The sequence below is a fragment of the Pseudonocardia oroxyli genome (assembly GCF_900102195.1).
Lineage (GTDB): Bacteria > Actinomycetota > Actinomycetes > Mycobacteriales > Pseudonocardiaceae > Pseudonocardia > Pseudonocardia oroxyli.
The window spans coordinates 176,714-200,153 of record NZ_FNBE01000001.1 but is presented as its reverse complement, the minus strand read 5'-3'; the positions used below and the strand labels follow the sequence as shown (position 1 = coordinate 200,153).

The following is a 23,440-nucleotide window of genomic DNA, read 5'->3' as shown; positions in this document are numbered from 1 at the left end:
TCGCGTGCGGGCGAGACGCCGCCGTCGGTCTCCCGCGCGATACGGTGCGGGCGGACGAACGGCCACACAAGGGACTCGGATGGCTCCGACGGCGGGCAGGCGTGTGCGGCTGGACGACGTGGCCGCGGCGGTCGGGGTGTCGCCCGCGTCGGTGTCGCTGGTGTTGCGGGGCGCCCCCGGCCCGAGCGCGGACACGCGGGCGCGGGTGTTGGAGGCGGCGCAGCGCCTGGGCTACCGGCCCGACCGCGCGGCCTCCCTGCTCGCCTCCCGGCGCAGCCGCCTGGTGGGTGTGCTCCTCGACGTCGGCGATCCCTTCGACGCCCAGCTGGCCGCGCAGCTGCAGGACGCCGCGGAGGATCGGGGCTATGACGTCCTGCTCTCCACGATCACCCGCCGCCGCGGCCAGGACCGGGCGGTCGAGACGCTGCTGGACTCCCGGTGCGAGGCGCTCGTCCTCGTCGGCCCGGAGGCCGCGCCCGCCGAGCTCGCGACGCTCGCCGCCACGGTGCCGCTGGTGGTGCTGTGCCGCCGGGTGGACGTCGGGGGCGGCCCGGACGTCGTGCGGACCGCAGACGACGCGGGCACCGCGCTGGCGGTGGAGCACCTCTGGGGCCTGGGGCACACCGCGATCGCCTACGTCGACGGGGGAGTGGGCCGGATCGCCGAGGACCGGCGCAACGGCTATCTGCGCGCCATGCGGGCCCGGGGGCTGGCGCCCCGGGTGGTCCCCTCGGACGGCCGGACGGGCACGGAGCGGACCGGTATCGAGGCCGCGCCGATCCTGCTGGCGGAGCTCCCGACCGCCGTCGTCGCGTTCAACGACCGCACCGCGGTGGGCCTGATGGACGCCCTGGCCCGCGGCGGCGTCGACGTGCCGGGGGACGTGTCGGTGGTGGGCTACGACGACCTGCCCCTCGCCCGGCTGGCCCACATCGAGCTGACCACGGTCGGGCAGGACATCGAGGCCCTGTCCGCCCATGCCCTCGACGCCGTGGTCGCCCGGCTCGACCGCGGGGCGGCCCCGGGGCCGGAGGTGCTGCTCGACCCCTACCTCGCGATCCGTCGGACCACGGCGGCGCCGCGTGGAGCGAGCGCGTGATCGTGCACGTTTCGTGCACTCGGCGCTGCATGATCGGCGAAACCGTGCGTACACGGTGGTGGGAGGCGCAGTCGTCCCACACTCTTGAGAGCCGGTGTCTGCACGGGCCGCCCGGCGGGTAGGTTCGTCCTGCGGGCAGGTTGACAGTTTGTCCTGACAACGATCGTCCTGACAACGACGGGGGCGCGAGTGGGCCGGAACGGTCGTGGAGTACTCGTCCCCGACGTCGTGTTGGACCGGACCAGCCCCGTGCCCCTGTACTTCCAGGTCGCGACCCGGCTGCAGCAGCAGATCGAGGCGGGCGACATCCCCGTCGGGGGCAGGCTGGAGAACGAGGTCGAGCTCGCCGACCGGCTGGGGGTGTCCCGGCCGACGATGCGCCGCGCGATCTCCTACCTCGTCGAGCGCGGCATGCTCGTCCGCCGGCGCGGGGTGGGCACGCAGGTCGTGCACCCGAAGGTCCGCAGGCCCGTCGAGCTCGCGAGCCTGCACGACGAGCTGGCGAAGGAGGGGCGGTCGCCGCGCTCGGAGGTCCGGGAGTTCGAGGTGCGGCCCGCTCCGGACCAGGTGGCGCAGACGCTGGGGCTGCCTCTCGGGTCGGACGTGCTGTGGATCGAGCGGCTGCGCTTCGCAGGCGACGAGCCGCTCGCGTTGATGCACAACGCGGTGCCCGTCGACCTGCTGCGGATCCGCCGCGCGGACCTGGAGCACCGCGGGCTCTACGCGGCGCTGCGGGCGGCGGGGCACGTGCCGCGCACGGCCGACCAGGTCGTCGGGGCCCGCGCGGCCACGGCGGGGGAGGCCCGGATCCTCCACGAGACCCGGGGTGCCCCGCTGCTCACCATGACCCGCACCGCCTGGGACGCCGCGGGCGGGGCCGTCGCGTACGGGTCGCACCTCTACCGCGCGGGCCGCTACTCCTTCGAGCTCCACCTGACCTCGTGATGACGTTCTCGTGACGGCGGCGCGGGTCGTGTGACCGGTGCCGCCGGGGGTGGCAGATTCCGCCTGTGCGCGGGTCGGTGTGGGGGGCGTTCCTGCTGGTGGCGGGGCTCGCCGTGGGGTGCGCGGGCGCGCCGCCGCCCGCGCCGCCGGTGGGCGAGGGCTCGCTCACCGCGCCGCCCCCCGCCGTGTCCACCCCCACCCCCACCCCGACGCTCCCGTCGGGGCTCACCCGGGCCGACGTCGAGGCCGGTCTGCTGAGCCGGGACGTCCCGCAGGGCGGCACCGGCGCGCTCGTGCCGGTGCCCGGTGCGGTCCCGGCGCCGGGACCGGGACGGGTGCGGACCGTGCGGGTGGAGGTCGAGGAGGGCGTGCCGGTCGACGGCGCACGGTTCGCGGGCTTCGTGCTCGCCGTCCTGAACGACCCCCGCTCCTGGGGCGCGGGCGACACGATGTCGTTCGCGCGCACCGACTCCGCGGACGCCGAGATCCGGCTGATCCTGGCCACCCCGGACACGTCGCGGCGGATGTGTCGCCCGCTGGAGACCTACGGACGGCTCTCGTGCCGCACGGGCGACCGGGTGGTGCTCACCCACTACCGCTGGGTGAACGCCACCGAGGAGTACGCGAGCGATCCCACGGCCTACCGGCAGTACGTGGTCAACCACGAGGTCGGGCACGCGCTCGGCCACGGCCACCAGCGGTGTCCGGGTGCGGGGCGGCCCGCGCCCGTGATGCAGCAGCAGACCCTGGGCCTCGACGGCTGCGCCCCGAACGGCTGGCCGTATCCCTGAGATCCGGAGTCGGCATCCGTTCACCCGGCGGTCGCCCGCCGTAGGTCCGCCCGCCATCCGCACCCGCTGGGGTGGGTCGGTGCGGCTGGCGGTGATCGACCTGGTGGGAACCGTCGTCTCCGACGGCGGCCTGGCCCTCGACGCCGTGCGGCGCGGCCTGGTGAGCGTGGGCGTCCCGGTGGCGGGCCCCCGCGTCCCGGCGCTCGAACGGCAGGCGCGCGCGGCGATGGACCGTCCGGTCCCGCGGATCTTCGCCGACCTGCTCGACGGCGACCAGCGGCGGGCGCGGCTGGCCGCGGAGGTCTACGAGGCGTGGCTCTGCGCCGAGGCGGCCGCGGGTCGGGTGCGGGCCGCCCCGGGCGCGGCGGCGGCGCTCGTCGCCCTGCGGGAGGCGGACGTGGCGGTGGCGGTGGTCGGGAACCTGAGCGCGGACGCCTGCGACCGGCTGGTCACCGCGGCGGGGCTGCCCGTGGACGTCCTGCTCGGGCCGGACGACGTGGCGGGCCGCGGGCTCCCCGAGCCCGATCTGGTCCTGGCGGCCGCCCGGGGCGCGGACGTCGACCCCGCCGACGTGGTGGTCGCCGCCGACACGACCTCGGCCATGGTGGCCGCCGCGCGGGCGGGCGCCGGCCTGGCGCTGGGTGTGCTCGGCGGCGCCCACCCCGCACCCACACTGCGGGCGGCGGGCGCACACGACGTCCTCACGGCCGTCGGCGAGCTACCGGCCCGACTCGGCCTGCCGCAGCCGCGGATCCCGGCTCAGGACTCCTCGGCGCCGCTCGGGGGGAGGGGAGCGGTGATCCCGTAGCCGCCCCGGTAGAACAGCAGCGGGAGGCGCTCGGCGTCCGCGCCGAGGTCCGCGACCCGCCCGACGACGATCGTGTGGTCGCCGCCGTCGTACTCGTTCCAGAGCGTGCAGTCGATCCAGGCGCTGACCCCGTCGAGGATCGGGGCGCCGCTGGGCGCCGGGGTCCAGCTGACCCCCGCGAACTTGTCCGTGCCGGAGCGGGCGAACCCGTTGCTGTACTGGCTGTGGTCGGAAGCGAGGACGTTCACACAGAACCGGCCGATCTCCCGGATCTTCGGCCACGTGCTCGACGTGCGGGCCGGGGAGAAGGAGATCAGCGGCGGGTCCAGCGACAGCGAGGAGAACGACTGACAGGTGAAGCCGACCGGGCCGTCCGGCCCCACGGAGGTGATGACGACGACCCCGGACACGAAGTGCCCGAGCACCTCGCGCATCGCTTGCGGGGTCACGGGCTGCGGTGTCTCCGTGGCGCTCGACGACATGGGGGAAGCCTAGGCAACGCGGCTCGCGTTGTCGCGGGTTGTGACATGGCCCGCTCCCCGTCCACCGATCGGGGCCGGGCTGTCGCGCGACGTTCCCCCGGGGCCGCCCACACAATGTGCAGTGGTCGGCGTCGTCCCGTCTCGTGGGGAGCCCGGTGGACGGCGTCGGCTTCCACGCACCACGGGAGCGGCGCGGCACCGACGGTGTCGCGCCTCTCCCGCGTTCGGGTCCGGACGCCCTAGCTTGCGTAGGCCCGCAGCCGGTCGGCGCGCTCGCCGACCCGCAGCTTGGCCATGACCTCGCGCTCGATCTGGCGGACCCGCTCGCGGGACAGCCCGAACCGGCGGCCGATCTGGTCCAGGGTGCGGGGCTGGCCGTCGTCGAGGCCATAGCGCATCCGGATCACCAGCTGCTCGCGTTCCTCGAGGGTTCCGAGAACCCGCCGGAGATCGTCGTGCAGCAGGTGGGAGATCACCGTGTTCTCGGCGTCCGCCGCCTGGTCGTCCTCGATGAAGTCCCCGAGCGGGGCCTCCTCGTCCGACCCGACGGGCATGTCGAGGCTCACCGGGTCCCGCGCGTGGTCGAGCAGGTCGGCGATCTTCTCCTCGGCGATGCCGGACTCCGCCGCAAGCTCCTCGTGGGTGGCCTCGCGGCCGAGCTTCTGGTGCAGGTCACGCTTGATCCGCGCCAGCTTGTTGACCTGTTCCACGAGGTGGACCGGCAGCCGGATCGTGCGCGCCTGGTCGGCCATCCCGCGGGTGATCGCCTGCCGGATCCACCAGGTGGCGTAGGTCGAGAACTTGAAGCCCTTCGCGTAGTCGAACTTCTCGACCGCGCGGATCAGGCCCAGGTTCCCCTCCTGGATCAGGTCGAGCAGCGGCATGCCGCGCCCGGTGTAGCGCTTCGCGAGGCTCACCACGAGCCGGAGGTTGGCCTCCAGCAGGTGGTTGCGCGCCCGCTCCCCGTCGCGGACGACGGCGCGCAGGTCCCGCGCGTAGTCGACGTCCAGCTGCGTGCCCTCCGCCGCAGCGGTGTCCAGCACGTGCTTGGCGAAGACGCCCGCCTCGATCCGCTTGGCCAGGTCGACCTCCTGCGCCGCGGTGAGCAGCGCGGTCTTGCCGATCCCGTTCAGGTACACGCGGACCAGGTCCGCCGCCGGGCTCTGCGCGTCGAGGTCCTCGGCGGTGAGCTCGGGCCGGGTGCGGCCCTCGGTCGCCGAGTCCTCGCCGTCGTCCGACTGCTCGGAGGATCCGGCGGCCCGGGTGTCCTCAGCCGTGCTCTCGGTCGTGTCCTGCGTGGTCGCCTGTGCCGTGTCCTGTGCCGCCCGCGTGGCGGCACGTCGCCGCCCGGAGGCGGTACGCTGTCCGGGAACGCGCGTCGCCGGCGCGATGGCGGCTTCCATGCTCGGTGCCAGTGTCATGGACGTTCCTCCCCTAACGCGACCCGGGCGACGCCGTGGCAGCGGCGGTCCGCCGGGGTTCTACAGGGTTGAACGCGGGGCGTCGAATAAACGTTCCCGGCCAAAGCGCATCCGCCGTGCGGGTGAACCCCCCCCGGGTCCGCTCAGGCCACGCCGACGATCCCGCGGGTGGAGTGTCGGTACACCTGGGCCATGAGCGCGGGCCAGTCCTCGTGCAGCGCCTTGTGCCCGGTGAACAGGCCCAGGTGACCGCCCGCCGCCGTCCGCCGGGTGATCTGCGCGGCCGGTGTGGAGACGTGGTCGGCGATGGCGAAGAGCTGCTCCGGCGGCGTGATGTGATCCGTGGCACCCGCGAGCAGGAACACCGGGCAGTCGATGGCCGACAGGCGCGCGGGGCGCCCGTCCACCTCCAGCTCGCCGCGCACCAGCCGGTTGCGCCGGAACAGGTTGTCCACCAGCCACAGGTAGAACGCGCCGGGCACGTCCTGCGTGTGCTTGAACCAGTCCTCGAACACCCGGTAGCGCCGGACGTGCTCGGGGTCCTCGACGTGCGCCAGCAGCTGCAGCTGGCGGGCGATCTCGGCCTGCGGCTGGATCATGAGGAAGTTGCCCAGCACCGCCGCGCCGGACATGTTGCCGCCGTTGGCCGCCACGAGCGCGCGGTACGGCGCCATGCCGAGCCGCCCGGACAGCGCCGCGGTGGACGCGGCGATCACCGAGTCGCCCGCGTGGAAGTCGATCGGCGCCCCGGCGAGGGTGAGGGTGTGGACGCGCTCGGGGTGCAGGGTCGCGTAGATCGCGGCGAGCCAGCCGCCCTGGCAGTCCCCGACGAGGTTCGCCCGCCCGCCCATGCGGCGGATCGAGCGGTCCACGACCTCGAGGTAGTCGGTGATGGTGACCCGCTTGGTCGCGGACGTGGCGGCGCGCCACTCCAGCGCGTAGAGGCGGGTGAGCCCGGTCTCACGGATCGAGGTGAGCTGGCTCTGCCCCGGCGCGAAGTCCACGACGGTGGAGCTGTGTCCCGCCTGCGGGGGCAGGACCAGGGTGGGCACGACGTCGTCGCCGCGGTGCTCGTCGAGGGTGAAGTCCCGCAGGCGGGCGAAGTCCGTCTCCAGGGTCACCCGGTTCTGCAGGTGCCAGCGCGGCTCCGCACGGTCGAGCATCGTCGACACCCAGAGCGCGGTGCGTGCGGGCGCGGCCCAGGGCCTGCGCGCGGTCGACCACCAGGCCGCCCCGGTCGCGCGGGCCGCCGCCTCGACCGTGCGCCGGGTCGTGTGGGCGCCGTACCGCAACAGGAAGCGGTAGGGGTGCTCGGCGGCCGGGCCGCCGATCCGCGTCGCCTCGGGCGCGGTGTCCTCCGTCGCGACGGAGCCGGGGTCCCCGGCCGCACTGATCGCGCTACTCATGGTCGTCTCCCATCGCCGGTGATGTCCGACCGATCACTACCGAAGAGTAGGTCGTGGTGGGGATCCCTAGCAACACCCGACTTACCCCCGAGTAGTGCTTGCTATCCCAAGCACGGCGACAGCGCTGGTGACGGGGCATACAGGGTGACGTGGAACCGTGACCGCCCGCTACCGGCTGGTACCCCCCACCATGGTGCGACCGCTCGCGGTGCGGCCGAACGACAGGGCCCCGCGGCGCGGGTGTCCGGGGTAGGTCGGCGGTGAGGTTCTGGGGAGGGCCGATGACGTCCATGCAGGGTCGAGAGCACGAGACACTCGAGGTTCGCGAGCAGGCGCAGCGAGTCGTGGAGACCGTCCGCGAGGCGCTGGACCCCCGGACGGTCGCGGCGAAGCTCGATCCGGTGGGTTTCGCGCCCGCGCTCGCCGGGGCGGCCCGCTCGGTGCTGACGCGCCCCGTCGCGGCGGCGCGCACCGGGCTCGGCTGGGGGGCCGACGCGGGCCGCGCGGGTGTGGTCTCCGCGTTGCGGGCGGTCGGGAGCACCGCCTCCGGCCCGGCCGTGCTGGCGGAGCGGGACCCGCGCTACTCGGACCCGGTCTGGGATGAGAACGCCTGGTACTGGCTCTGCCGTCAGCAGCACGGGCTGCTCGCGGACCGGCTGCGCGAGCTGACGGCGGGGATGACCGTGGACCCGGTGTCCCGCCGGAAGATCGACTTCCTGGTGGGGCAACTCGTCGAGGCCGCGGCGCCGCCGAACTGGCCGATCTCGAGCCCGGCGCTGGTGCAGCGGGCCTTCCAGACGGGCGGGAAGAGCCTGGTCCGCGGGGCGCGCAACGCGCTGCGGGACCTCGTGCAGAACGGCGGGATGCCGCGCCAGTTCACCCCGGGCGAGCTGACGGTCGGCGAGCAGCTGGGCGCCACCCCGGGCAAGGTCGTGTTCCGGAACCGGCTCATCGAGCTGATCCAGTACGCCCCGCAGACCCCCAAGGTGCACGCCGTCCCGCTCCTGATGAGCCCGCCGTGGATCAACAAGTACTACATCATGGACCTGGCGCCGGGCCGCAGCCTCGTGGAGTGGGCGGTGCAGCACGGCCACACCGTCTTCATGATCAGCTACCGCAACCCGGACTCGTCGCTGCGCGAGCTCTCGATGAGCGACTACCTGCGCGAGGGTCCCGTCGCGGCGCTCGACGCGGTGCAGCGGATCACCGGCGCGCCCAAGGTGAACGTGGCCGGACTCTGCCTCGGCGGCGCGATCGCCACCTCGATGGTGGCCTGGCTGTCCGCGCGCGGCGAGGACCGGGTCAACTCGCTGACCCTGATGAACACGATGCTCGACTACACCCGGCCGGGCATGCTCGGCGTCTTCGTCGACGAGCCGACCGTGGACCGGCTGGAGCGCACCATGCGCAAGGACGGGTACCTGCCCGCCGCCAGCATGAAGCGCACGTTCGACCTGCTGCGCGCCACCGACCTCGTGTGGAACTACGTCGGCACGAACTGGTTCCAGGGCGACGACCCGCGGCCCTTCGACATGCTGACCTGGAACGGCGACTCCACCCGGATGCCCGCCGAGATGCAGACCGAGTACCTGCGGACCCACTACCTGCGCAACGAGCTGGCCGAGGGCAAGCTCGAGCTGGCGGGGGAGCGGCTGGACCTCGGCGACGTCAGCCAGGACGCCTACGTGATCACCGCGGAGCGGGACCACATCGCACCCTGGGAGTCGGTCTACACCGGCGCGCGCAAGCTCGGGGGGACGGTCCGCTTCGTGCTGTCCAACTCCGGGCACATCGCGGGTGTGGTGAACCCGCCCTCGCCCAAGTCCCGGCACTGGTTCTCCGAGACCGCCGAGCTGCCGCGCAGCTCCGCGGACTGGCGGGACGACGCGACCGAGCGCCGCGCCAGCTGGTGGGAGGACTGGACGCCGTGGATCGCCGAGCGCGGGGGCGAGCAGCGCACGCCGCCGGCGTTCGGCTGTGCCGAGCTGCCGGTGCTGGGCGACGCGCCCGGGGAGTACGTGCGCGGAAGCTGACACACTGGACGCATGACGACGGGTGAGGCCGGTCCGACGCAGGACCGGACGGGTTGGGGAGAGCAGGTCAACGCGCTCGGCGGGTTCATCCGCACGCAGCGCCAGATGGCGAAGCTCTCGCTGCGCGAGATGGCCTCGATGACCCGGGTCTCCAACGCCTACCTCAGCCAGGTCGAGCGCGGGCTGCACCAGCCGTCGCTGAAGGTGCTGCAGTCGATCGCGGACGCGCTGCACCTCAACACCGAGCAGCTGCTCCGGCAGGCCGGGTGGGGCGGCGAGGCGGCCGAGCCCGAGTCCCCGCCGCGGTCGGCACCGAGCTCCGTCGAGGAGGCGGTGCGGGCCGAGACGCGCCTCACCGAGGAGCAGAAGGCCGCGATCATCGGGGTCTACCGGAGCTTTCTGGACCTCTGACCAGGTGTGGTTGACATACTTAACGCCCGTGCGTAGTTTCGGTAGCGCCGCAGCCACACACGGAGGAATCACCATGGCAGCCACCGACCGCCTCACCGATCTCGCCAAGGGCGCGTTCGCCACCTGGACCGACACGCTGTCCGCGTTCCGTCCCGCGCTGCCGTCCTCGGAGGACGCGCGGGGTCTGCTCGACACCGGGTTCAGCGCGGCCGAGAAGGTCCTCGCCGTCCAGCGGGACTTCGCCAAGGGCGTGCTCGACGCCGGCGTGCAGGTCGTCGAGAAGGTGCAGACGACGAAGTAGTCAGGTCTCGACGAGGACCGTGAAGGGGCCGTCGTTCACCGACGCCACCCTCATGTCCGCGCCGAACACCCCGGTCTCCACGTGGGCGCCGCGCTCGCGCAGCGCGGCCACCACGGCGTCGACCAGGGGTGCGGCGACCTCGGGTCGCGCGGCCGCCGTCCAGCTGGGGCGGCGGCCCTTGCGCGTGTCGCCGTAGAGCGTGAACTGGCTGACGACCAGCAGCGGGGCGCCCGCGTCCGCGCAGGACCGTTCGTCGGCGAGGATCCGCAGCTCCCACAGCTTGCGGGCCATGCGCTCGACGGACTCCGGGCCGTCTCCGTGGGTGATGCCGAGCAACACCAGCAGCCCCTCGCCCTCGATCGCCCCGACGGTGCGGCCGTCCACCTCGACCGACGCGCCGCGGACCCGGCTCGCGACCGCCCTCATGCCGGGACGAGCACGCCGTGGCGCACGAACTCGCGCACGGCGGGCAGCGTGGCCGCCACCAGCGCGTCCGTCGGCCGGTCGTGGGCGAAGGCGAGCAGCGCGATCAGCTCCTCCAGCGCCAGGGCGCCGGTGCACCCGGCGAGCAGCGCGGCGGCGGGCGCGTCCACCTCGTGGCGCCACTGGGGCCCGTCGGCGAGGACGACCGCGGACCCGGCGTCTCGCCACCCCTCCTCGCTCGCCGTCGCGTAGGTCTCCAGCGTGGCGGTGGGGGCCAGGCGCAGGCGGGCGCCGAGCAGGGCGTCGTCCGCGCGGTGCGCGCGCAGCCAGTCCATGCGGTCCAGCCACTGCGCCATCTCGAGGTTCAGCGGGTCGGCGAGCTCGCCCTGCAGGTCCTCGACCACGATCTCGCCGGGGCCGCCGTCGGACCGCTTGCGCACCAGCAGGAACCCGAACCCGACGCCCTCGACGCGCTCGGCCTCGAGCCAGTCCAGCCACGCCGAGGCCGCCGCGCGGGTGGCGGGCGCGGACAGGTCCAGCCCGGCGTCCCGCTGCCAGGTGCCCACGTGCAGGGCCGGGTCGGTCACCTCGCGCTGCAGGATCCAGGCGTCGCAGCCCGCGGGGATCCAGGACCGCACCCGGTCCGGCCAGTCCTCGCCGCGCACGTGCAGCCAGGAACCGAGCAGCTGGGCGCGACCGCCCGCACGCAGCCGGGCGGGCAGGTCGGCGAGCAGCCCGGCGAGGGCCGCGTCGCCCGCCCGGCCGGAGTCGCGGTAGACGTACTCGACCCGGCCGGGGCCGGGGACGAACGGCGGGTTGGAGACGATCGCGTCGAACTCCCGGTCGGCCACCGGCGCGAGCCACGGCCCCTCGACGAGCTCGACGCCGGAGACGCCGGACAGCGCGAGCGTGGCGCGGGCGACCGCGAGGGCCCGGGGCGCGACGTCCGACGCGACGACCCGCGCCGAGAACCGGCTCGCGTGCAGGGCCTGGACCCCGCAGCCGGTGCCGAGGTCCAGGGTGTCGACGACCGGCGTCCGGACCAGCGACGACGCCAGGGTGAGGGACGCGCCGCCGACCCCGGTGACGTGGTCGCGGTCCTGCCGCGCGGCCGGGGTGTCGAGGTCGGAGAGGACGTACCAGTCCGTCTCCTCCTCCCCGTAGGGCCGCAGGTCCATCGCGGCGCGGTACCCCGCCGGGCCCGCGGTGAGCAGACCGCCGGAGACGAGCTCGTCGAGCGCCGGGAGCGGGGGCTTCTCCTCGGCGGCGCCCAGCAGGAACAGCCGGACCAGGGCGCCGAGCTCGCCCGCCTCGCGGGTGGCGCGGGCGGGTGCCTCCAGCTCACCGCGGGTCAGCGCGGCGTGGGCGCCGTGGCCGAGCAGGTCCCGCACCCCGGTCGTCGTGAAGCCGTGGTCCAGGAGGGCGTCGCGGAGCCGGGCACACAGGGCGGGGGAGAGCACGGGAGGACGCTACCGTTGCACCCGTGCTGAGCCTCTCCCAGGACGCGGCGGCGGACGCGCTGCTCGACCGCGACCCCCTCGCCCTGCTCACCGGCATGCTGCTCGACCAGCAGATCCCGATGGAGAAGGCCTTCGCGGGCCCCGCCGTGCTCGCCGAGCGGTTGGGCACCGACCGGCTCGACGCGCGGCAGATCGCCGAGTACGACCCCGAGGCCTTCCTCGCCCTGTTCGCCGAGCGCCCGGCCGTGCACCGGTTCCCGCGCTCCATGGCGGGCCGGGTGCAGGCGCTGCACCGGGCGGTCGTCGAGCAGTACGACGGGGACGTCACCGGCCTCTGGGCGGACGCGGCGGACGGCGGGGAGCTGCTGCGGCGGCTCTCGGCGCTGCCCGGGTTCGGCACGCAGAAGGCGCAGATCTTCGTGGCGCTGCTGGGCAAGCAGCGCGGCGTCACGCCGGCGGGCTGGCGGGAGGCCGCGGGCGCCTACGGCGACGAGGGGGCGTTCCGGTCCGTGGCGGACGTCGTGGACCCGGACTCGCTGCAGAAGGTGCGGGCGTTCAAGCAGGCGGCCAAGGCGGCGGCGAAGGCGGGCACGAACGCGGCCGGGTGATCGGCGTAGGCTGACCCCGTGCACAAGGTCCCCACCGACCGCCGCGACCTGCGGGTCATCGATCCCGATCAGGTGTGCGACGCGACGGCCGTGCTGGCCGACGGCGAACGCGTCCAGCAGGCCGCCACCGTGCTCGACGCGCTGGGCGAGGTGAACCGCCTCTCCATCCTGCTGGCGCTGCAGCACGCGGGGGACCTGTGCGTGTCGGACCTGGCCGTCGCGGTCGGGATGAGCGACTCCGCGGTGTCGCACGCCCTGCGGCTGCTGCGCGCGCACGGCATGGTCACGGCGCACCGGGAGGGCAGGCTGGTCCGCTACCGCATCGCGGGCGGGCTGGCGCGGCGGTTGCTGGAGGTCGTGTCGGAGGAGGCGGTCGGCCCGGTCCGGCTGCACGCCCACGGGGAGCACGACGAGTCGCGGGATCGGTGAACCGGCGTACCGTTGCCAGCGGTCACACGAGGAGACGGAGGTGACCGTGAGCGAACAACCCGAGCGACCGGCTGAGCCGGTGCTCATCACGGACGCGCAGCTCTCCTACGAGGAGGAGCTGGCGATCCGCAAGCGCCGCTACAAGATCACGATGGGCATGCGCATCCCGTGCATGATCCTGGCGGCGGTCTTCTACCAGATCCCGTGGCTGGCGGTGACGCTGCTGGTCATCTCGATCCCACTGCCCTGGATCGCGGTGCTGATCGCGAACGACCGGCTGCCGAACAAGGCGTCGAAGCCGAACCGCTACCAGCCGGAGCGGCCCGCTCTCGAGTCGCGGGAGCACCCGGTCATCGAGGGTCCGAACAGGTGAGGGCCACCGCCACCCGGGCGGCGAGGCGGGCGTTGGCCCGCACGAGCGAGACGTTCGTGGCGAGGCTCGCCCCGCCGCTGGCGGTGTGGAAGTGCTCCAGCAGCGCGGGCGTGACGTCCTTGCCCGTGACGCCGCGTTCCTCGACCAGCGCGAGCCCCTCGGCGAGCAGCCGGTCGTGCAGGGCGGCGTCCAGCTCGTCGGCGTCGGGAACGGGCCGGGCGAGCACCATGCCCGATCCGGTCGTGTGCGCCGCCCACACGCGGGCGGCCTCGTCCGGGCTCTCGACGCGCCAGGGCACGGCGAACCCGGAGTCCCGCCGGTAGAAGCCGGGGAACCGGTCGGTGCGGTAGCCGAGCACCGGCACCGAGCTCGTCTCGAGGACCTCCAGGGTGGCGCCGACGTCCAGGATCGACTTCACCCCCGAGCAGACCGTCAGCACCGGTGTGGTCGCCAGCGCGGCCAGGTCGGCCGAGACATCCCAGGTCTCGCGGGCGCCGCGGTGCACCCCGCCGAGCCCGCCCGTCGCGAACACCGCGATCCCGACGGCCGCGGCCAGGTGCGCGGTCGCCGCGACGGTCGTGGCACCGGAGAGTCCCAACCCCGCCGCGACCCCGAGGTCGCGGACCGACAGCTTGGCGATTTCCTCGGTGCAGACCCGGTCGAGTCCACGCGCGTCCAGCCCGACGTGGGCCCGGCCGTCGAGCACCGCGATCGTGGCGGGCACCGCCCCGAGCGCCCGCACCTCGGCCTCCAGCTCGTCCGCGGTGGCGCGGTTGCGGGGCGCGGGCAGGCCGTGCGCGAGGATCGTGCTCTCCAACGCGACGACGGCCGTGCCCGCCGCGAGCGCCTCGGCCACGGCGGGGGAACACACGGGGCTGCTGTCGACAGGGGCCACGTGGGGCATCATGGAGCACATGGCCACCCAGGTTCTGCCCGACACCGAGACTCGGCCGGAGACGACCGACTCCACCGGCTCCGACGAGCCGAAGATGTTCCACTACGTGAAGAAGGCGAAGATCGCCGAGAGCGCGGTGCTGGGGAACATGGTGGAGGCGCTCTGCGGCGAGCGGTTCCCGGTCACCAAGTCGCCCAAGCCCGGTTCGCCGGTCTGCCCGGACTGCAAGAAGATCTACGAGGGCCTGCCCAAGGGAGACGACTGAGGAGCTAGGGCCGGTTGCGCCCGGTCCGCCGGGTCGGCGTGGCGGCGCGCGGGTCCTCCGGCCAGTGGTGCTTGGGGTAGCGCCCGCGCAGCTCGGCGCGGACCTGCGGGTAGCCGGTGTCCCAGAAGGACTCCAGGTCGTCGGTCACCGCGGCGGGCCGTCCGGCGGGGGAGAGCAGGTGCAGCAGCACCGGCACCCCGCCGATCCGCGGCGACGCCGTGGCGCCGAACATCTCCTGGACCCTGACCGGGAGCGTGGGGCGCTCGCCCGAGTAGTCGACGGCGATCGCCGAGCCCGTCGGGACAGTCAGCCGCGGCGGGGCGAGCTCGTCGATCCGCCCGGCGAGCGGCCAGCCGACGAGCGCGCGCAACGCGTCGCCCGCATCGACCGCGGCGAGGTCCGCGCGTCGGCGGGCGCTGGCGAGGGCGCCGGCCAACGGGCCCGCGGGGTCCTCGGCCGCGGCGACCAGGGCGTCGTCGGAGACGTCCGGCCACGGGTCGCCCACGGCGCGGTGCAGGAAGTCCAGCCGCTCCCGCAGCGCCCGGTCGGCCCGTGACCAGCGCAGCAGCTCCGGGCCCTCGGCGTGCAGACCCGCGCGCAGCGCGGCCCGGACGAGCTCCGGATCGGGATCGCGCAGCGGGGACTCGTCGAGGACGATCGCGCCCAGCCTGCGCAGCCGCACGGCCCGCACGTCCCCGTCGGTCCAGGTCACCTCGTCGGTCTCGGTGAGCAGCGCGGCGGCGGCGCGTTCGGCGGTCTCCCGGTCCGCCGCGGCCGCGAGCCGGACCCGCCCGTGCACCGCGCCGGGGACGCGGTCGGCCACGGCCACCGCGAGCCACTCCTGCGCGCCCAGCGCCGGATCCCCGACGACCTCCACCGCGGTGCCGCCCGCCAGGAGGAACACCGGCGCAGCCCCGGCGCGCCGCCGGGCCACCCGCTCCGGCTGCGCCAACCCGACCACCAGCGCGGTCGCCGCGCCCGCACCCCGCCCGGGTCCGCGCACCTCTGCGCTACCAGCTGCTCGGCCCGCTGCTCTGCCTGCGGATGCGCTACTCATGGACGCTCTGCCCGCGGATCCGCTACTCGTGGATGCTCTGCCCGCGGATGCGCTGCCAGCGGGTGCGTGCCCGGCACGCGCTCCGTCCGCCCCCACGCGGGCGGAGCGGAGGTCGTCCCGAGCCCCCGCCGCTCCTCGGCCGACCAGGCCGGCGAGCCGGCCGACCTCGGCCCGCCAGCGGTGCGTGGCGGGGTGGGCGCCTGCGCGGAGGCGGCCGAGCTCCGCGGTGAGGTCGGCGCCCTGGGTGAGGGTGTCGTCGTCGAGCACCGCGACGATTTCCGCGGCCGTGCGGGCGCCGAGGGCGTCCGCGCCGTCCAGCAGGGCGCGGGCGAGGCGGGGGTGCAGCCCGAGGGTGGCGAGCCTGCGGCCGCGGGGCGTGATCGCGCCGTCCGCGGCCACGGCGCCCAACGCGCGCAGCACCTCGCGGGCGGCGGTCAGCGGCCCGGGGGGCGGCGCGTCCCACCAGCTCAGGGCGGCCCCGTCCGGGGTGCCCCACACGGCCAGGTCGAGGGCCAGGCGGGTGAGGTCGGCGGTGCGGATCTCCGGTTCGGGATAGGGCGCCAACCGCTGCCCCTCGGGCCAGCACCGCACCACGGTCCCCGGTGCCTCGCGCCCGGCGCGGCCGGCCCGCTGGTCGGCGACCGCCCCGGAGACCGGCACCGTGACCAGCCCGGACATCCCGCGACGGTGATCGACGCGCGGCACGCGCGCCAACCCGGCGTCCACGACGGCGCGCACCCCGGGCACGGTCAGGCTCGACTCGGCCACAGCGGTCGCCAGCACGACGCGCGGCCCCGAGTCCCGCAGTGCGGCGTCCTGCTCGGCGGCGGACAGCCGCCCGTGCAACGGCAGCACCGGCACTCCCACCCCGCCGAGCGCCGCCGCCGTGCGCCGGATCTCCGGGACTCCCGGCAGGAAGGCGAGGACCGACCCGGCGCCCAGCACGCCCCGCATCCCGCGCGCCACGCAGGCCTCGATCCGCTCACCGCGCTGTGGGGGTGCGTACCGGACCTCGACAGGGTGGGTGCGGGCCTCGACCTCGACCACCGGAGCCCCGCCGAGGAGCTCGGCGAGCCGCTCGGCGGCCACGGTCGCCGACGCGGCGAGCACCGGGAGATCGGGTCGCAGGCCCGCGCGCGCGTCGAGCAGGAGGCTGAGCAGCAGGTCGGCGTCGAGGTGGCGTTCGTGGCACTCGTCGAGCATCACGGCGCCGACGCCCGGGAGGTCGGGATCGGCGATCAGCCTGCGCAGCAGCAACCCGGCGGTGACGACCTCGACCCGGCTGCCGGGGCGGGCGTCTCCGCGGACGGCGTAACCGATGCGCTCCCCGACCCGCTCGCCCACCAGACTCGCCATCCGCGCGGCCGCGGCGCGCGCGGCCACCCGCCGCGGTTCGGCGACCAGCACGGTCCCCTCGACGGCGTCCGCGAGCGCGAGCGGCACGAGCGTGGTCTTCCCGGTCCCGGGCGGTGCGACGAGGACCGCGGCACCCGCAGTGGTGAGCGTGTGGGTGACGGTCGAGAGCACCCCGCGGACGGGGAGGTCGGGAAGCCGTTCGGCGAGCACGCCTGCAGTATCGACGTCTCGCGAACGGGTGTGGACGACTCGGGGTGCGAGTCGGTCAGGCTTCGGCGGGCCCGGTGGGGCTCGTGCGGCGGGCCGTGGTCGCCTCGACGGCGGCCCGGGCCCGGGCGAGGTTGCGGCCGACGACGGCGAGCAGCCCGAACGTGCCCGCGACGGCGACGAGGACCGCGGCGGCGGCGCCGAGCCCGCCGACCACGCCCGCGAACACCACGAGCAGGGCGCCGAGGACGGCGAACACCAGGCGGGCCAGGCGGACTTCGCGCGGGGTGGGTTCCGCGGCCTCCGTGCGGGCGAAGCGCCCGCCGAGGTCGGGGAACTGGCCGAGGAGGCGCTGCTCGAGATCATCGAGCTGACGGCGCTCGGCATCGGTCAGACGCGGGGGACGGGACTCCGGGACGCTCACCCCTCCGTCATACCCCCGATCGTGGGGTCTCGACACATGATGGCCCTCCCGGGCGACGCTCGGTCGGTGAACAGCCGGCGTCACGGGACGAGCGGACGCCCCTATCTGAACGATCGTTCATCAAGTACTGTCCCGCGCATGAGCACCGTTGCCGACTCGACGCGGGTGGCGGACGCCGCCCACCAGGTCGTCCGGGACCACGACCCGACCGAGGTCCCGGTCCACGAGTTCCTCGCCGCCACCTTCGACGCGGGACTCGCCTGGGTCCACTTCCCCGAGGGCCTCGGCGGCCTGGGCGTCCCGCGCGGCCTGCAGGCCGTCTCGGACACGATCATCCAGGACGCGGGCGGGCCGGTGCCGTTCTCGCTGAACCCGATCGGCTACGGCATGGCCGCGCCGACGCTGCGCGAGCACGCCGGGACCGACGAGCTCAAGCGGGAGTGGCTGCGCCCGCTGGCGTCGACCGAGCACATCTGGTGTCAGTTGTTCTCCGAGCCGGGCGCGGGATCCGATCTCGCGGGTCTCGCCACGAGTGCGGTCCGGGACGGCGACGAGTGGGTGGTCAACGGGCAGAAGGTGTGGACGAGCCTCGCCCACCGCGCCCGCTGGGCGCTGCTGCTCGCCCGCACCGACCCGGACGCCCCCAAGCACAAGGGGCTGACCTACTTCGTCGTCGACATGACGGGCCCGGGCGTCGAGACGCGCCCGCTGCGCCAGATGACCGGGCAGGCGGAGTTCAACGAGGTCTACCTGGAGAACGCCCGGATCCCGGACGCCCACCGGCTCGGCGCCGTCGGAGACGGCTGGCGGGTCGCGATGACCACGCTCATGAACGAGCGGAGCTCGATCGGCTCGTCGGGCTCGCGCCGGGGCAGCGGCACGATCGCGGACGCGGTCGCGCTCTGGGCCTCCCGCCCGGAGCTGCACACCCCCGTCCTGGAGGACCGTCTCACGCGGCTGTGGCTGCGCAGCGAGGCGCAGCGGCTGACCTCGGAGCGCTCGCGCGCCCTGGCCACCGTCGGCGGCCCCGGCCCCGAGGGCTCGGTGGGCAAGCTGGTCGGTGCCGAGCTCAACCAGCACGTCTACGAGTTCTGCATGGACCTGCTGGGGCCCGAGGCCCTGACGTACCACGACTACACGATGCGAGACCTCCAGCGCGGCGAGGACTACCGCGGCCCGCTGCAGCAGCGCTTCCTGCGCTCGCGGGCGAACACCATCGAGGGCGGGACCTCGGAGGTCCTGCGCAACATCCTGGGTGAGCGGGTGCTGGGTCTGCCCGGTGACCTGCGAGCCGACTCCGGCAAGGCGTGGAAGGACATCCCCCGTGGCTGACTCTGCGGAGTTCGTGTTCTCCGACGAGCAGCGCGAGCTGCGCGCGGCGGTGCGTCGGTTCGCGGCCGACCAGTCCGACGAGCAGGTCGTCCGCAGGCTGATGGAGTCCGACCCGGGCTTCGACCCTAAGGCGTGGGCCCGCCTCGGCGGCGAGCTCGGCGTGCTGGGGCTCTCGGTGCCCGAGGAGCTCGGCGGGGTCGGCGGCACGCTGGTCGACCAGGCCGTGGCCGTCGAGGAGCTCGGCGCGGCGCTGTTCTGCGGCCCGCTGTTCGGGACCGTCATGCTGGCGATCCCCGCGCTGGTCGCGGCGGGCGACGAGCAGCTGCTGCCCGCCCTCGTCGAGGGCACGCGCACGGCGGCGTTCGCGGTGGGGGACCGGGGTGGCGCGTTCGACCCGGCGGACGTCAGCGTGCGGGCCACGGCGGACGGGGTGCTGTCGGGCACCGTCGAGCGGGTGGTCGACGCCGCGGCGGCGGACGACCTGCTCGTCGCCGCCACCGGACCGGACGGCGTCGGGCTCTACGCGGTGGACGCGGCGGCCGCCGCCACGCAGGCCCGGCGCACCCAACTGACCACACTGGACTCCACCCGCCGACAGGCCACCGTGGCCCTCGACGGCGCGGTGGGCAGGCCCGTCGCGGGACCGGACTCCGCGCAGCGCGTGATCACCCACGCGCTGCAGGTCGGGGCGGCGCTGCTCGCCGCCGAGCAGGTCGGCGGGGCGCAGCACCTGTTGGACCTGTCCGTCGAGTACGCCAAGGGCCGCCTGCAGTTCGGCCGCCCCATCGGGTCGTTCCAGGCCGTGAAGCACACCCTCGCCGACATGCTGGTCGAGGTGGAGCACGCCCGGTCCGCGGCGTACCACGCGGCCTGGGCGCTGGGCGACGGCTCGGACGACCCGGCCCTCGCGGCGAGCATCGCGCAGGCCACGGCCTCGCGCGCCTTCGCCGGGGTGGCCACCGACACCATCCAGGTGCACGGCGGCATCGGCTTCACCTGGGAGTACCAGGCGCAGCTGTACTACAAGCGGGCCGTCACCGACGCCGCCCTCCTGGGCAGCGCCGAGCAGCACCGCGGGCGGATCGCGCGGCTGGTCCTGGACACCGCCTCGGCGGACGGGGCGCCCTGGGTGGCCACCGGCACCGAGTGAGCCACAGGTCCGTTCGGAAGCAGCGTGGCCTCCGAACGGACCTGTCCTGAACTGCGTATGGCGGTCTCCGCGCAGGCGGAGTGCGCTGTGGTCCCCACCTCCAGGAGGCCGCCATGCCCAGGATGACGATCGACTGTCGCACCATGCCGAGCGACGCGAACTGTTCGATGACCCTGACCGGCGAGCCGGACGACCTCGTCGAGGCCGCGGCGGCCCACGCGGTGGCCTCCCACGGGCACGTCGACGGCCCGGAGCTGCGGGACGGGCTGCGTGGCGCGATGCAGCCGGCCTCCATCGACCTCGGCCCGGGGGAGTTCCTGCAGGTCATCGAGTTCCGCACGGACCGCATGGCCGAGTTCGAGGCGGCCGAGGAGGAGTGGTTGGCCGCGATCGGGGACGCCCGGACGGCCGTGTGGTCCGTGGTCGCCGCGGACCGGGACGACCCGGGACGCTTCGCCGAGTTCGTCCTGTTCCCGGACTACGACTCGGCCATGCGCAACTCCAAGCACCCGGCCACCGACCGCATCGCGGAACGGATGACCGAGATCGCCTCGCAGCCCACCTTCCGCAACCTCGACGTCCAGCGGGTGCGGATGTACTGAGCGGCCCGGCCCCGGCTCAGGCCCCGAGCCGCTCGGCGAGCCGCTCGAGCCCGCCGCGGATCGTGGCGGCGTACCCCTCGTCCGCACCCTCCAGCGCACCGAGCCGCTCCCGTGCGGCGGCGAGGTGCTCGTGGGCCTCGGCGAGCGCGCCGACCCGGCGGTAGGACTCGGCCAGGTTGAGGTGCAGGGACGGGTAGAAGCCGGACAGGCGCAGGGCCGGGTGGTGCGACTCCGCCCGGCCCGGCGCCACCTCGTCCGCCGCGGCCAGCGCCCGGCGGTCCCACTCCAGCTCGGCCGCCGGGTCCTCCTGGACGTCCGCCGCGTAGTGCGCCAGGACGCACCGATGGAACGGGTCGGACAGGTCGGGCCACAGCGCGGCGAACCCGGCGGCCGCCTCGGCCCGGGAGCCGCTGTGCGACAGCGCGATCAGGGCGGTGATGCGGTCCATCACCGGGTCGGCCGTGTCGGTCATGGCCGAGACGCTAGCGGGCGGGACCGACGGCATCGGCCGTCGTGCTGGTGGGCCGCGCCGCCCACCTGTGAAGGTGGCGCCGTGGACGTGCGGAGACGGATCCTCGACGCGGCGGTCGAGGTCTTGGCCGCCGCCGGGTTCGAGGCGGCCTCGCTGAGCGAGGTCGCGGCCCGCGCCGGGGTGTCCCGGCCGACCGTCTACCGGCATTTCGGCACCCGCGAGCAGTTGGTCTCGGCGGCGCTGCTGCGCCTCTCCGGCGAGGTCGTGGAACGGATCTGGGCCACGGCGAACGCCGCGGGCTCGCCCGCCGAGGTGGTCGTCGAGGCGACCCTGCGGGCCCGCTACGAGTTCCGCACCCAGCCCGCGCTCGCGCCCGTCGCGTTCCCGGAGCGCAGCACGTTCGCCCTGGCCAGGGCCAGCATGTCCACCGAGGCGATCGCGATGACCAAGCGTTTCCTCGCCCCGCTGCTGGACCACCGACCGGAGCTGGCGGACGAGATGGACGAGATCGCCGAGACCGTCATCCGCTTCCTGCTGTCCCTGGTCTGGTTCGACGGCGCGGCGGGAGCGGACGAGGAGGCCCTGCGTGGCTACCTGCACCGCAGACTCGTCCCCGCGCTGGGCCTCGCACCCGCCCGGCGGGAGAGCGGCGTCGGCTGAGCGCCGTCCACCGGCTCTCCCGACCAGGGGATCTTAACGATTGTTCTGTAGGCCACAGGGTCAACGCGGTCACATCTGACTGTTTCGCTGCTAGCGTTTCGGGCAGGCCGTCCGCCGTGAACCGAAGGAGCTCCACCGTGCGAGATGCTGTGATCGTCGAGGCCGTCCGGACACCGGTCGGCAAGCGCAACGGCGGGCTGTCGGGCGTGCACCCGGCCGATCTCTCCGCGCACGTGCTGACCTCGCTGGTCGAGCGGGCGGGTGTCGACCCGGCCGAGATCGAGGACGTCATCTGGGGCTGTGTGTCCCAGGTCGGCGAGCAGACGATGGACATCGGCCGCACCGCGGCACTGGCCGCAGGCTTCCCGGAGACCGTCACCGGCGTGACGATCGACCGGCAGTGCGGGTCCTCCCAGCAGTCCGTGCACTTCGCCGCCGCAGGCCTGGTCGCGGGCCAGTACGACGTGGTCGTCGCGGGCGGCGTCGAGTCCATGAGCCGGGTCCCCATGGGTTCCTCGAGCAACGGGCAGAACCCGTTCGGCGAGAAGTTCCTCGCCCGCTACGACGGCGTGTTCCCCAACCAGGGGATCGGCGCCGAGATGATCGCCGAGCAGTGGGGCTTCTCGCGCACCGAGCTCGACGAGTTCGCGATCGGCTCGCACGAGAAGGCCGCCGCCGCCCGCGCCGAGGGCCGCTTCGACGGCCAGATCACCCCGGTCGGTGACGTCGCCCAGGACGAGGGCATCCGCCCCGGCGGCACGGTGGAGGGCCTCGCGAAGCTCAAGACCGTGTTCAAGGAGGACGGGGTCATCCACGCGGGCAACGCCTCGCAGATCTCGGACGGCTCCGCGGCCCTGCTGATGATGACCTCGGAGAAGGCGAAGGCGCTGGGCCTGACCCCGATCGCCCGGGTGCACACCGCCGTCCTCGCGGGCGCGGACCCGATCATCATGCTCACCGCCCCGATCCCGGCCACCCAGAAGGCCCTGGCGAAGTCCGGCCTGAAGATCGACGAGATCGGCGCCTTCGAGATCAACGAGGCCTTCGCCCCCGTCCCGATGGCGTGGCTGAAGGACATCGGCGCGGACGCCGAGGCGCTCAACCCGAACGGCGGCGCCATCGCCCTGGGGCACCCGCTCGGCGGCTCCGGCGCCCGGATCATGACCACCCTGATCCACCACATGAAGGACAACGGCATCCGCTACGGCCTGCAGAGCATGTGCGAGGGCGGCGGGCAGGCCAACGCGACCATCCTGGAGCTGCTGTGAACATCGACGGACAGGTGGCCCTCGTCACCGGCGGGGCGTCGGGTCTCGGCCTGGCCACCACCGAGGCCCTGCTCGACGCCGGTGCGTCGGTCGTGATCCTCGACCTGCCCACCTCGCAGGGCGCGGCGATCGCCGAGAAGCTGGGCGACAAGGTCGCCTTCGCGGCGGGGGACGTGCGCAACGAGGCGGAGGTCGCCGCCGCGCTGGACCAGGCGGCCGAGCTGGGCACCCTGCGCGCGGCGATCAACTGCGCGGGCACCGGCAACGCGATCAAGACCGTGGGCAAGAAGGGCGCGTTCCCGCTGGCCGACTTCTCGCGGATCATCGACATCAACCTCGTGGGCACGTTCAACGTGATCCGGCTGGCGGCCGAGCGCATGGTGGCCACCGACCCGGTCGAGGGCGAGCGCGGCGTCATCGTGAACACGGCGTCCGTGGCGGCGTTCGACGGGCAGATCGGCCAGGCGGCCTACTCGGCGTCGAAGGGTGGCGTCGTGGGCATGACGCTGCCGATCGCCCGCGACCTGGCGAGCGCCCAGATCCGGGTCGTCACGATCGCGCCCGGTCTGTTCGAGACCCCGCTGCTCGGCGGGCTCCCGGAGGAGGCCAAGGAGTCGCTGGGCAAGCAGGTCCCGCACCCGGCGCGGCTCGGCAGGCCGAGCGAGTACGGCGCGCTGGCGGCCCACATCATCGCCAACCCGATGCTCAACGGCGAGGTCATCCGGCTCGACGGCGCCATCCGCATGGCGCCCCGCTGAGCAG

General features: G+C 74.4%; 26 protein-coding genes. 17 read left to right on the top strand and 9 right to left on the bottom strand.

Annotated elements, in window-relative coordinates; all coding sequences use genetic code 11:
• Nucleotides 1-79: 79 nt before the first annotated feature.
• The 4 genes from BLS43_RS00975 (at nucleotide 80) to BLS43_RS00960 (ending at nucleotide 3,643) form a co-directional block, all read left to right on the top strand.
• A complete protein-coding gene (locus BLS43_RS00975; protein WP_093075072.1) occupies nucleotides 80-1,099 on the top strand; it encodes a LacI family DNA-binding transcriptional regulator in 1,020 nt (339 codons plus the stop codon).
• A 249-nt stretch (nucleotides 1,100-1,348) separates the two neighbouring features.
• On the top strand, nucleotides 1,349-2,044 hold the full coding sequence (locus BLS43_RS00970) for a GntR family transcriptional regulator (RefSeq protein WP_218129666.1): 696 nt from the start codon (nucleotides 1,349-1,351) through the stop codon (nucleotides 2,042-2,044).
• 65 nt (nucleotides 2,045-2,109) lie between these two features.
• Nucleotides 2,110-2,835, top strand: a complete 726-nt coding sequence (locus tag BLS43_RS00965) for a DUF3152 domain-containing protein (protein WP_176921117.1) — start codon at nucleotides 2,110-2,112, stop codon at nucleotides 2,833-2,835.
• 79 nt (nucleotides 2,836-2,914) lie between these two features.
• Entirely contained in the window at nucleotides 2,915-3,643 is a 729-nt protein-coding gene (locus BLS43_RS00960; RefSeq protein ID WP_093075063.1) for an HAD family hydrolase, read from the top strand.
• On the opposite strand, the gene BLS43_RS00955 is transcribed toward BLS43_RS00960, so the two are convergent.
• The 3 genes from BLS43_RS00955 to BLS43_RS00945 form a co-directional block, all read right to left on the bottom strand.
• The gene (locus tag BLS43_RS00955; protein ID WP_218129665.1) at nucleotides 3,595-4,125 is read right to left on the bottom strand and encodes a flavin reductase family protein; all 531 of its coding nucleotides are present in this window, start codon (nucleotides 4,123-4,125) and stop codon (nucleotides 3,595-3,597) included. The two genes, BLS43_RS00960 and BLS43_RS00955, sit on opposite strands and share 49 nt — an antisense overlap.
• A gap of 239 nt (nucleotides 4,126-4,364) precedes the next feature.
• Nucleotides 4,365-5,546, bottom strand: a complete 1,182-nt coding sequence (locus BLS43_RS00950) for a sigma-70 family RNA polymerase sigma factor (RefSeq protein ID WP_218129664.1) — start codon at nucleotides 5,544-5,546, stop codon at nucleotides 4,365-4,367.
• Between the two features lie 143 nt (nucleotides 5,547-5,689).
• Nucleotides 5,690-6,952, bottom strand: coding sequence for an alpha/beta fold hydrolase (locus BLS43_RS00945; protein ID WP_093075057.1), 1,263 nt, complete (start codon nucleotides 6,950-6,952; stop codon nucleotides 5,690-5,692).
• A 281-nt stretch (nucleotides 6,953-7,233) separates the two neighbouring features.
• Here BLS43_RS00945 and BLS43_RS00940 point away from each other — a divergent pair, with 281 nt between their 5' ends.
• The 3 genes from BLS43_RS00940 (at nucleotide 7,234) to BLS43_RS00930 (ending at nucleotide 9,697) form a co-directional block, all read left to right on the top strand.
• A complete protein-coding gene (locus BLS43_RS00940; protein ID WP_093075054.1) occupies nucleotides 7,234-8,985 on the top strand; it encodes a PHA/PHB synthase family protein in 1,752 nt (583 codons plus the stop codon).
• Between the two features lie 12 nt (nucleotides 8,986-8,997).
• Nucleotides 8,998-9,396 (top strand): helix-turn-helix domain-containing protein, encoded by a 399-nt coding sequence (locus tag BLS43_RS00935; RefSeq protein ID WP_093075049.1) that lies wholly within the window; start codon nucleotides 8,998-9,000, stop codon nucleotides 9,394-9,396.
• Nucleotides 9,397-9,469: 73 nt separating this feature from the next.
• Entirely contained in the window at nucleotides 9,470-9,697 is a 228-nt protein-coding gene (locus BLS43_RS00930) for a hypothetical protein (RefSeq protein ID WP_093075047.1), read from the top strand.
• Here the strand turns inward: BLS43_RS00930 and dtd are convergent, their stop codons facing one another.
• Nucleotides 9,698-10,123, bottom strand: coding sequence for a D-aminoacyl-tRNA deacylase (gene dtd, locus BLS43_RS00925; protein WP_093075044.1), 426 nt, complete (start codon nucleotides 10,121-10,123; stop codon nucleotides 9,698-9,700).
• Nucleotides 10,120-11,580 (bottom strand): DUF7782 domain-containing protein, encoded by a 1,461-nt coding sequence (locus BLS43_RS00920; protein WP_093075041.1) that lies wholly within the window; start codon nucleotides 11,578-11,580, stop codon nucleotides 10,120-10,122. Before BLS43_RS00920 ends, dtd begins: the two co-directional genes overlap by 4 nt.
• A 23-nt stretch (nucleotides 11,581-11,603) precedes the next feature.
• Here BLS43_RS00920 and BLS43_RS00915 point away from each other — a divergent pair, with 23 nt between their 5' ends.
• The 3 genes from BLS43_RS00915 to BLS43_RS00905 are packed head-to-tail and all read left to right on the top strand — an operon-like array spanning nucleotide 11,604 to nucleotide 12,990.
• A complete protein-coding gene (locus BLS43_RS00915; protein WP_093075038.1) occupies nucleotides 11,604-12,188 on the top strand; it encodes an HhH-GPD-type base excision DNA repair protein in 585 nt (194 codons plus the stop codon).
• 18 nt (nucleotides 12,189-12,206) lie between these two features.
• Nucleotides 12,207-12,617, top strand: coding sequence for an ArsR/SmtB family transcription factor (locus BLS43_RS00910; RefSeq protein ID WP_093075035.1), 411 nt, complete (start codon nucleotides 12,207-12,209; stop codon nucleotides 12,615-12,617).
• A gap of 46 nt (nucleotides 12,618-12,663) precedes the next feature.
• Nucleotides 12,664-12,990, top strand: coding sequence for a DUF3099 domain-containing protein (locus BLS43_RS00905; protein WP_093076039.1), 327 nt, complete (start codon nucleotides 12,664-12,666; stop codon nucleotides 12,988-12,990).
• Here the strand turns inward: BLS43_RS00905 and BLS43_RS00900 are convergent.
• On the bottom strand, nucleotides 12,968-13,894 hold the full coding sequence (locus BLS43_RS00900) for a pseudouridine-5'-phosphate glycosidase (protein WP_245707253.1): 927 nt from the start codon (nucleotides 13,892-13,894) through the stop codon (nucleotides 12,968-12,970). The genes BLS43_RS00905 and BLS43_RS00900 overlap by 23 nt on opposite strands.
• Before the next feature lie 10 nt (nucleotides 13,895-13,904).
• On the opposite strand from BLS43_RS00900, the gene BLS43_RS00895 reads away from it, so the two are divergent.
• Entirely contained in the window at nucleotides 13,905-14,150 is a 246-nt protein-coding gene (locus tag BLS43_RS00895) for a DUF3039 domain-containing protein (protein WP_093076037.1), read from the top strand.
• Between the two features lie 4 nt (nucleotides 14,151-14,154).
• On the opposite strand, the gene BLS43_RS00890 is transcribed toward BLS43_RS00895, so the two are convergent.
• Together BLS43_RS00890 and BLS43_RS00885 are read right to left on the bottom strand one after the other, a co-directional pair.
• Nucleotides 14,155-16,773 (bottom strand): ATP-dependent RNA helicase, encoded by a 2,619-nt coding sequence (locus BLS43_RS00890; protein WP_093075029.1) that lies wholly within the window; start codon nucleotides 16,771-16,773, stop codon nucleotides 14,155-14,157.
• A 55-nt stretch (nucleotides 16,774-16,828) separates the two neighbouring features.
• Nucleotides 16,829-17,194, bottom strand: coding sequence for a DUF3040 domain-containing protein (locus BLS43_RS00885; protein WP_176921116.1), 366 nt, complete (start codon nucleotides 17,192-17,194; stop codon nucleotides 16,829-16,831).
• Nucleotides 17,195-17,332: 138 nt separating this feature from the next.
• Here BLS43_RS00885 and BLS43_RS00880 point away from each other — a divergent pair, with 138 nt between their 5' ends.
• From BLS43_RS00880 to BLS43_RS00870, 3 genes are all read left to right on the top strand, one after another.
• Nucleotides 17,333-18,526: an acyl-CoA dehydrogenase family protein gene (locus BLS43_RS00880; RefSeq protein WP_093075023.1), complete on the top strand. Its 1,194-nt coding sequence runs from the start codon at nucleotides 17,333-17,335 to the stop codon at nucleotides 18,524-18,526.
• Complete coding sequence (locus BLS43_RS00875; protein ID WP_093075020.1) at nucleotides 18,519-19,676, top strand: acyl-CoA dehydrogenase family protein; 1,158 nt, start codon at nucleotides 18,519-18,521, stop codon at nucleotides 19,674-19,676. Before BLS43_RS00880 ends, BLS43_RS00875 begins: the two co-directional genes overlap by 8 nt.
• 113 nt (nucleotides 19,677-19,789) lie before the next feature.
• Nucleotides 19,790-20,278, top strand: coding sequence for a DUF1059 domain-containing protein (locus BLS43_RS00870; protein ID WP_093075017.1), 489 nt, complete (start codon nucleotides 19,790-19,792; stop codon nucleotides 20,276-20,278).
• A gap of 16 nt (nucleotides 20,279-20,294) precedes the next feature.
• On the opposite strand, the gene BLS43_RS00865 is transcribed toward BLS43_RS00870, so the two are convergent.
• Nucleotides 20,295-20,750 (bottom strand): hypothetical protein, encoded by a 456-nt coding sequence (locus tag BLS43_RS00865; protein ID WP_342741077.1) that lies wholly within the window; start codon nucleotides 20,748-20,750, stop codon nucleotides 20,295-20,297.
• A gap of 81 nt (nucleotides 20,751-20,831) precedes the next feature.
• On the opposite strand from BLS43_RS00865, the gene BLS43_RS00860 reads away from it, so the two are divergent.
• The 3 genes from BLS43_RS00860 (at nucleotide 20,832) to BLS43_RS00850 (ending at nucleotide 23,436) form a co-directional block, all read left to right on the top strand.
• Nucleotides 20,832-21,410, top strand: coding sequence for a TetR/AcrR family transcriptional regulator (locus tag BLS43_RS00860; protein WP_176921115.1), 579 nt, complete (start codon nucleotides 20,832-20,834; stop codon nucleotides 21,408-21,410).
• Nucleotides 21,411-21,547: 137 nt separating this feature from the next.
• Nucleotides 21,548-22,678: a thiolase family protein gene (locus BLS43_RS00855; RefSeq protein ID WP_093075014.1), complete on the top strand. Its 1,131-nt coding sequence runs from the start codon at nucleotides 21,548-21,550 to the stop codon at nucleotides 22,676-22,678.
• Nucleotides 22,675-23,436 (top strand): 3-hydroxyacyl-CoA dehydrogenase, encoded by a 762-nt coding sequence (locus BLS43_RS00850; protein WP_093075011.1) that lies wholly within the window; start codon nucleotides 22,675-22,677, stop codon nucleotides 23,434-23,436. The genes BLS43_RS00855 and BLS43_RS00850 overlap by 4 nt, the downstream gene beginning before the upstream one ends.
• Nucleotides 23,437-23,440 lie beyond the last annotated feature (4 nt).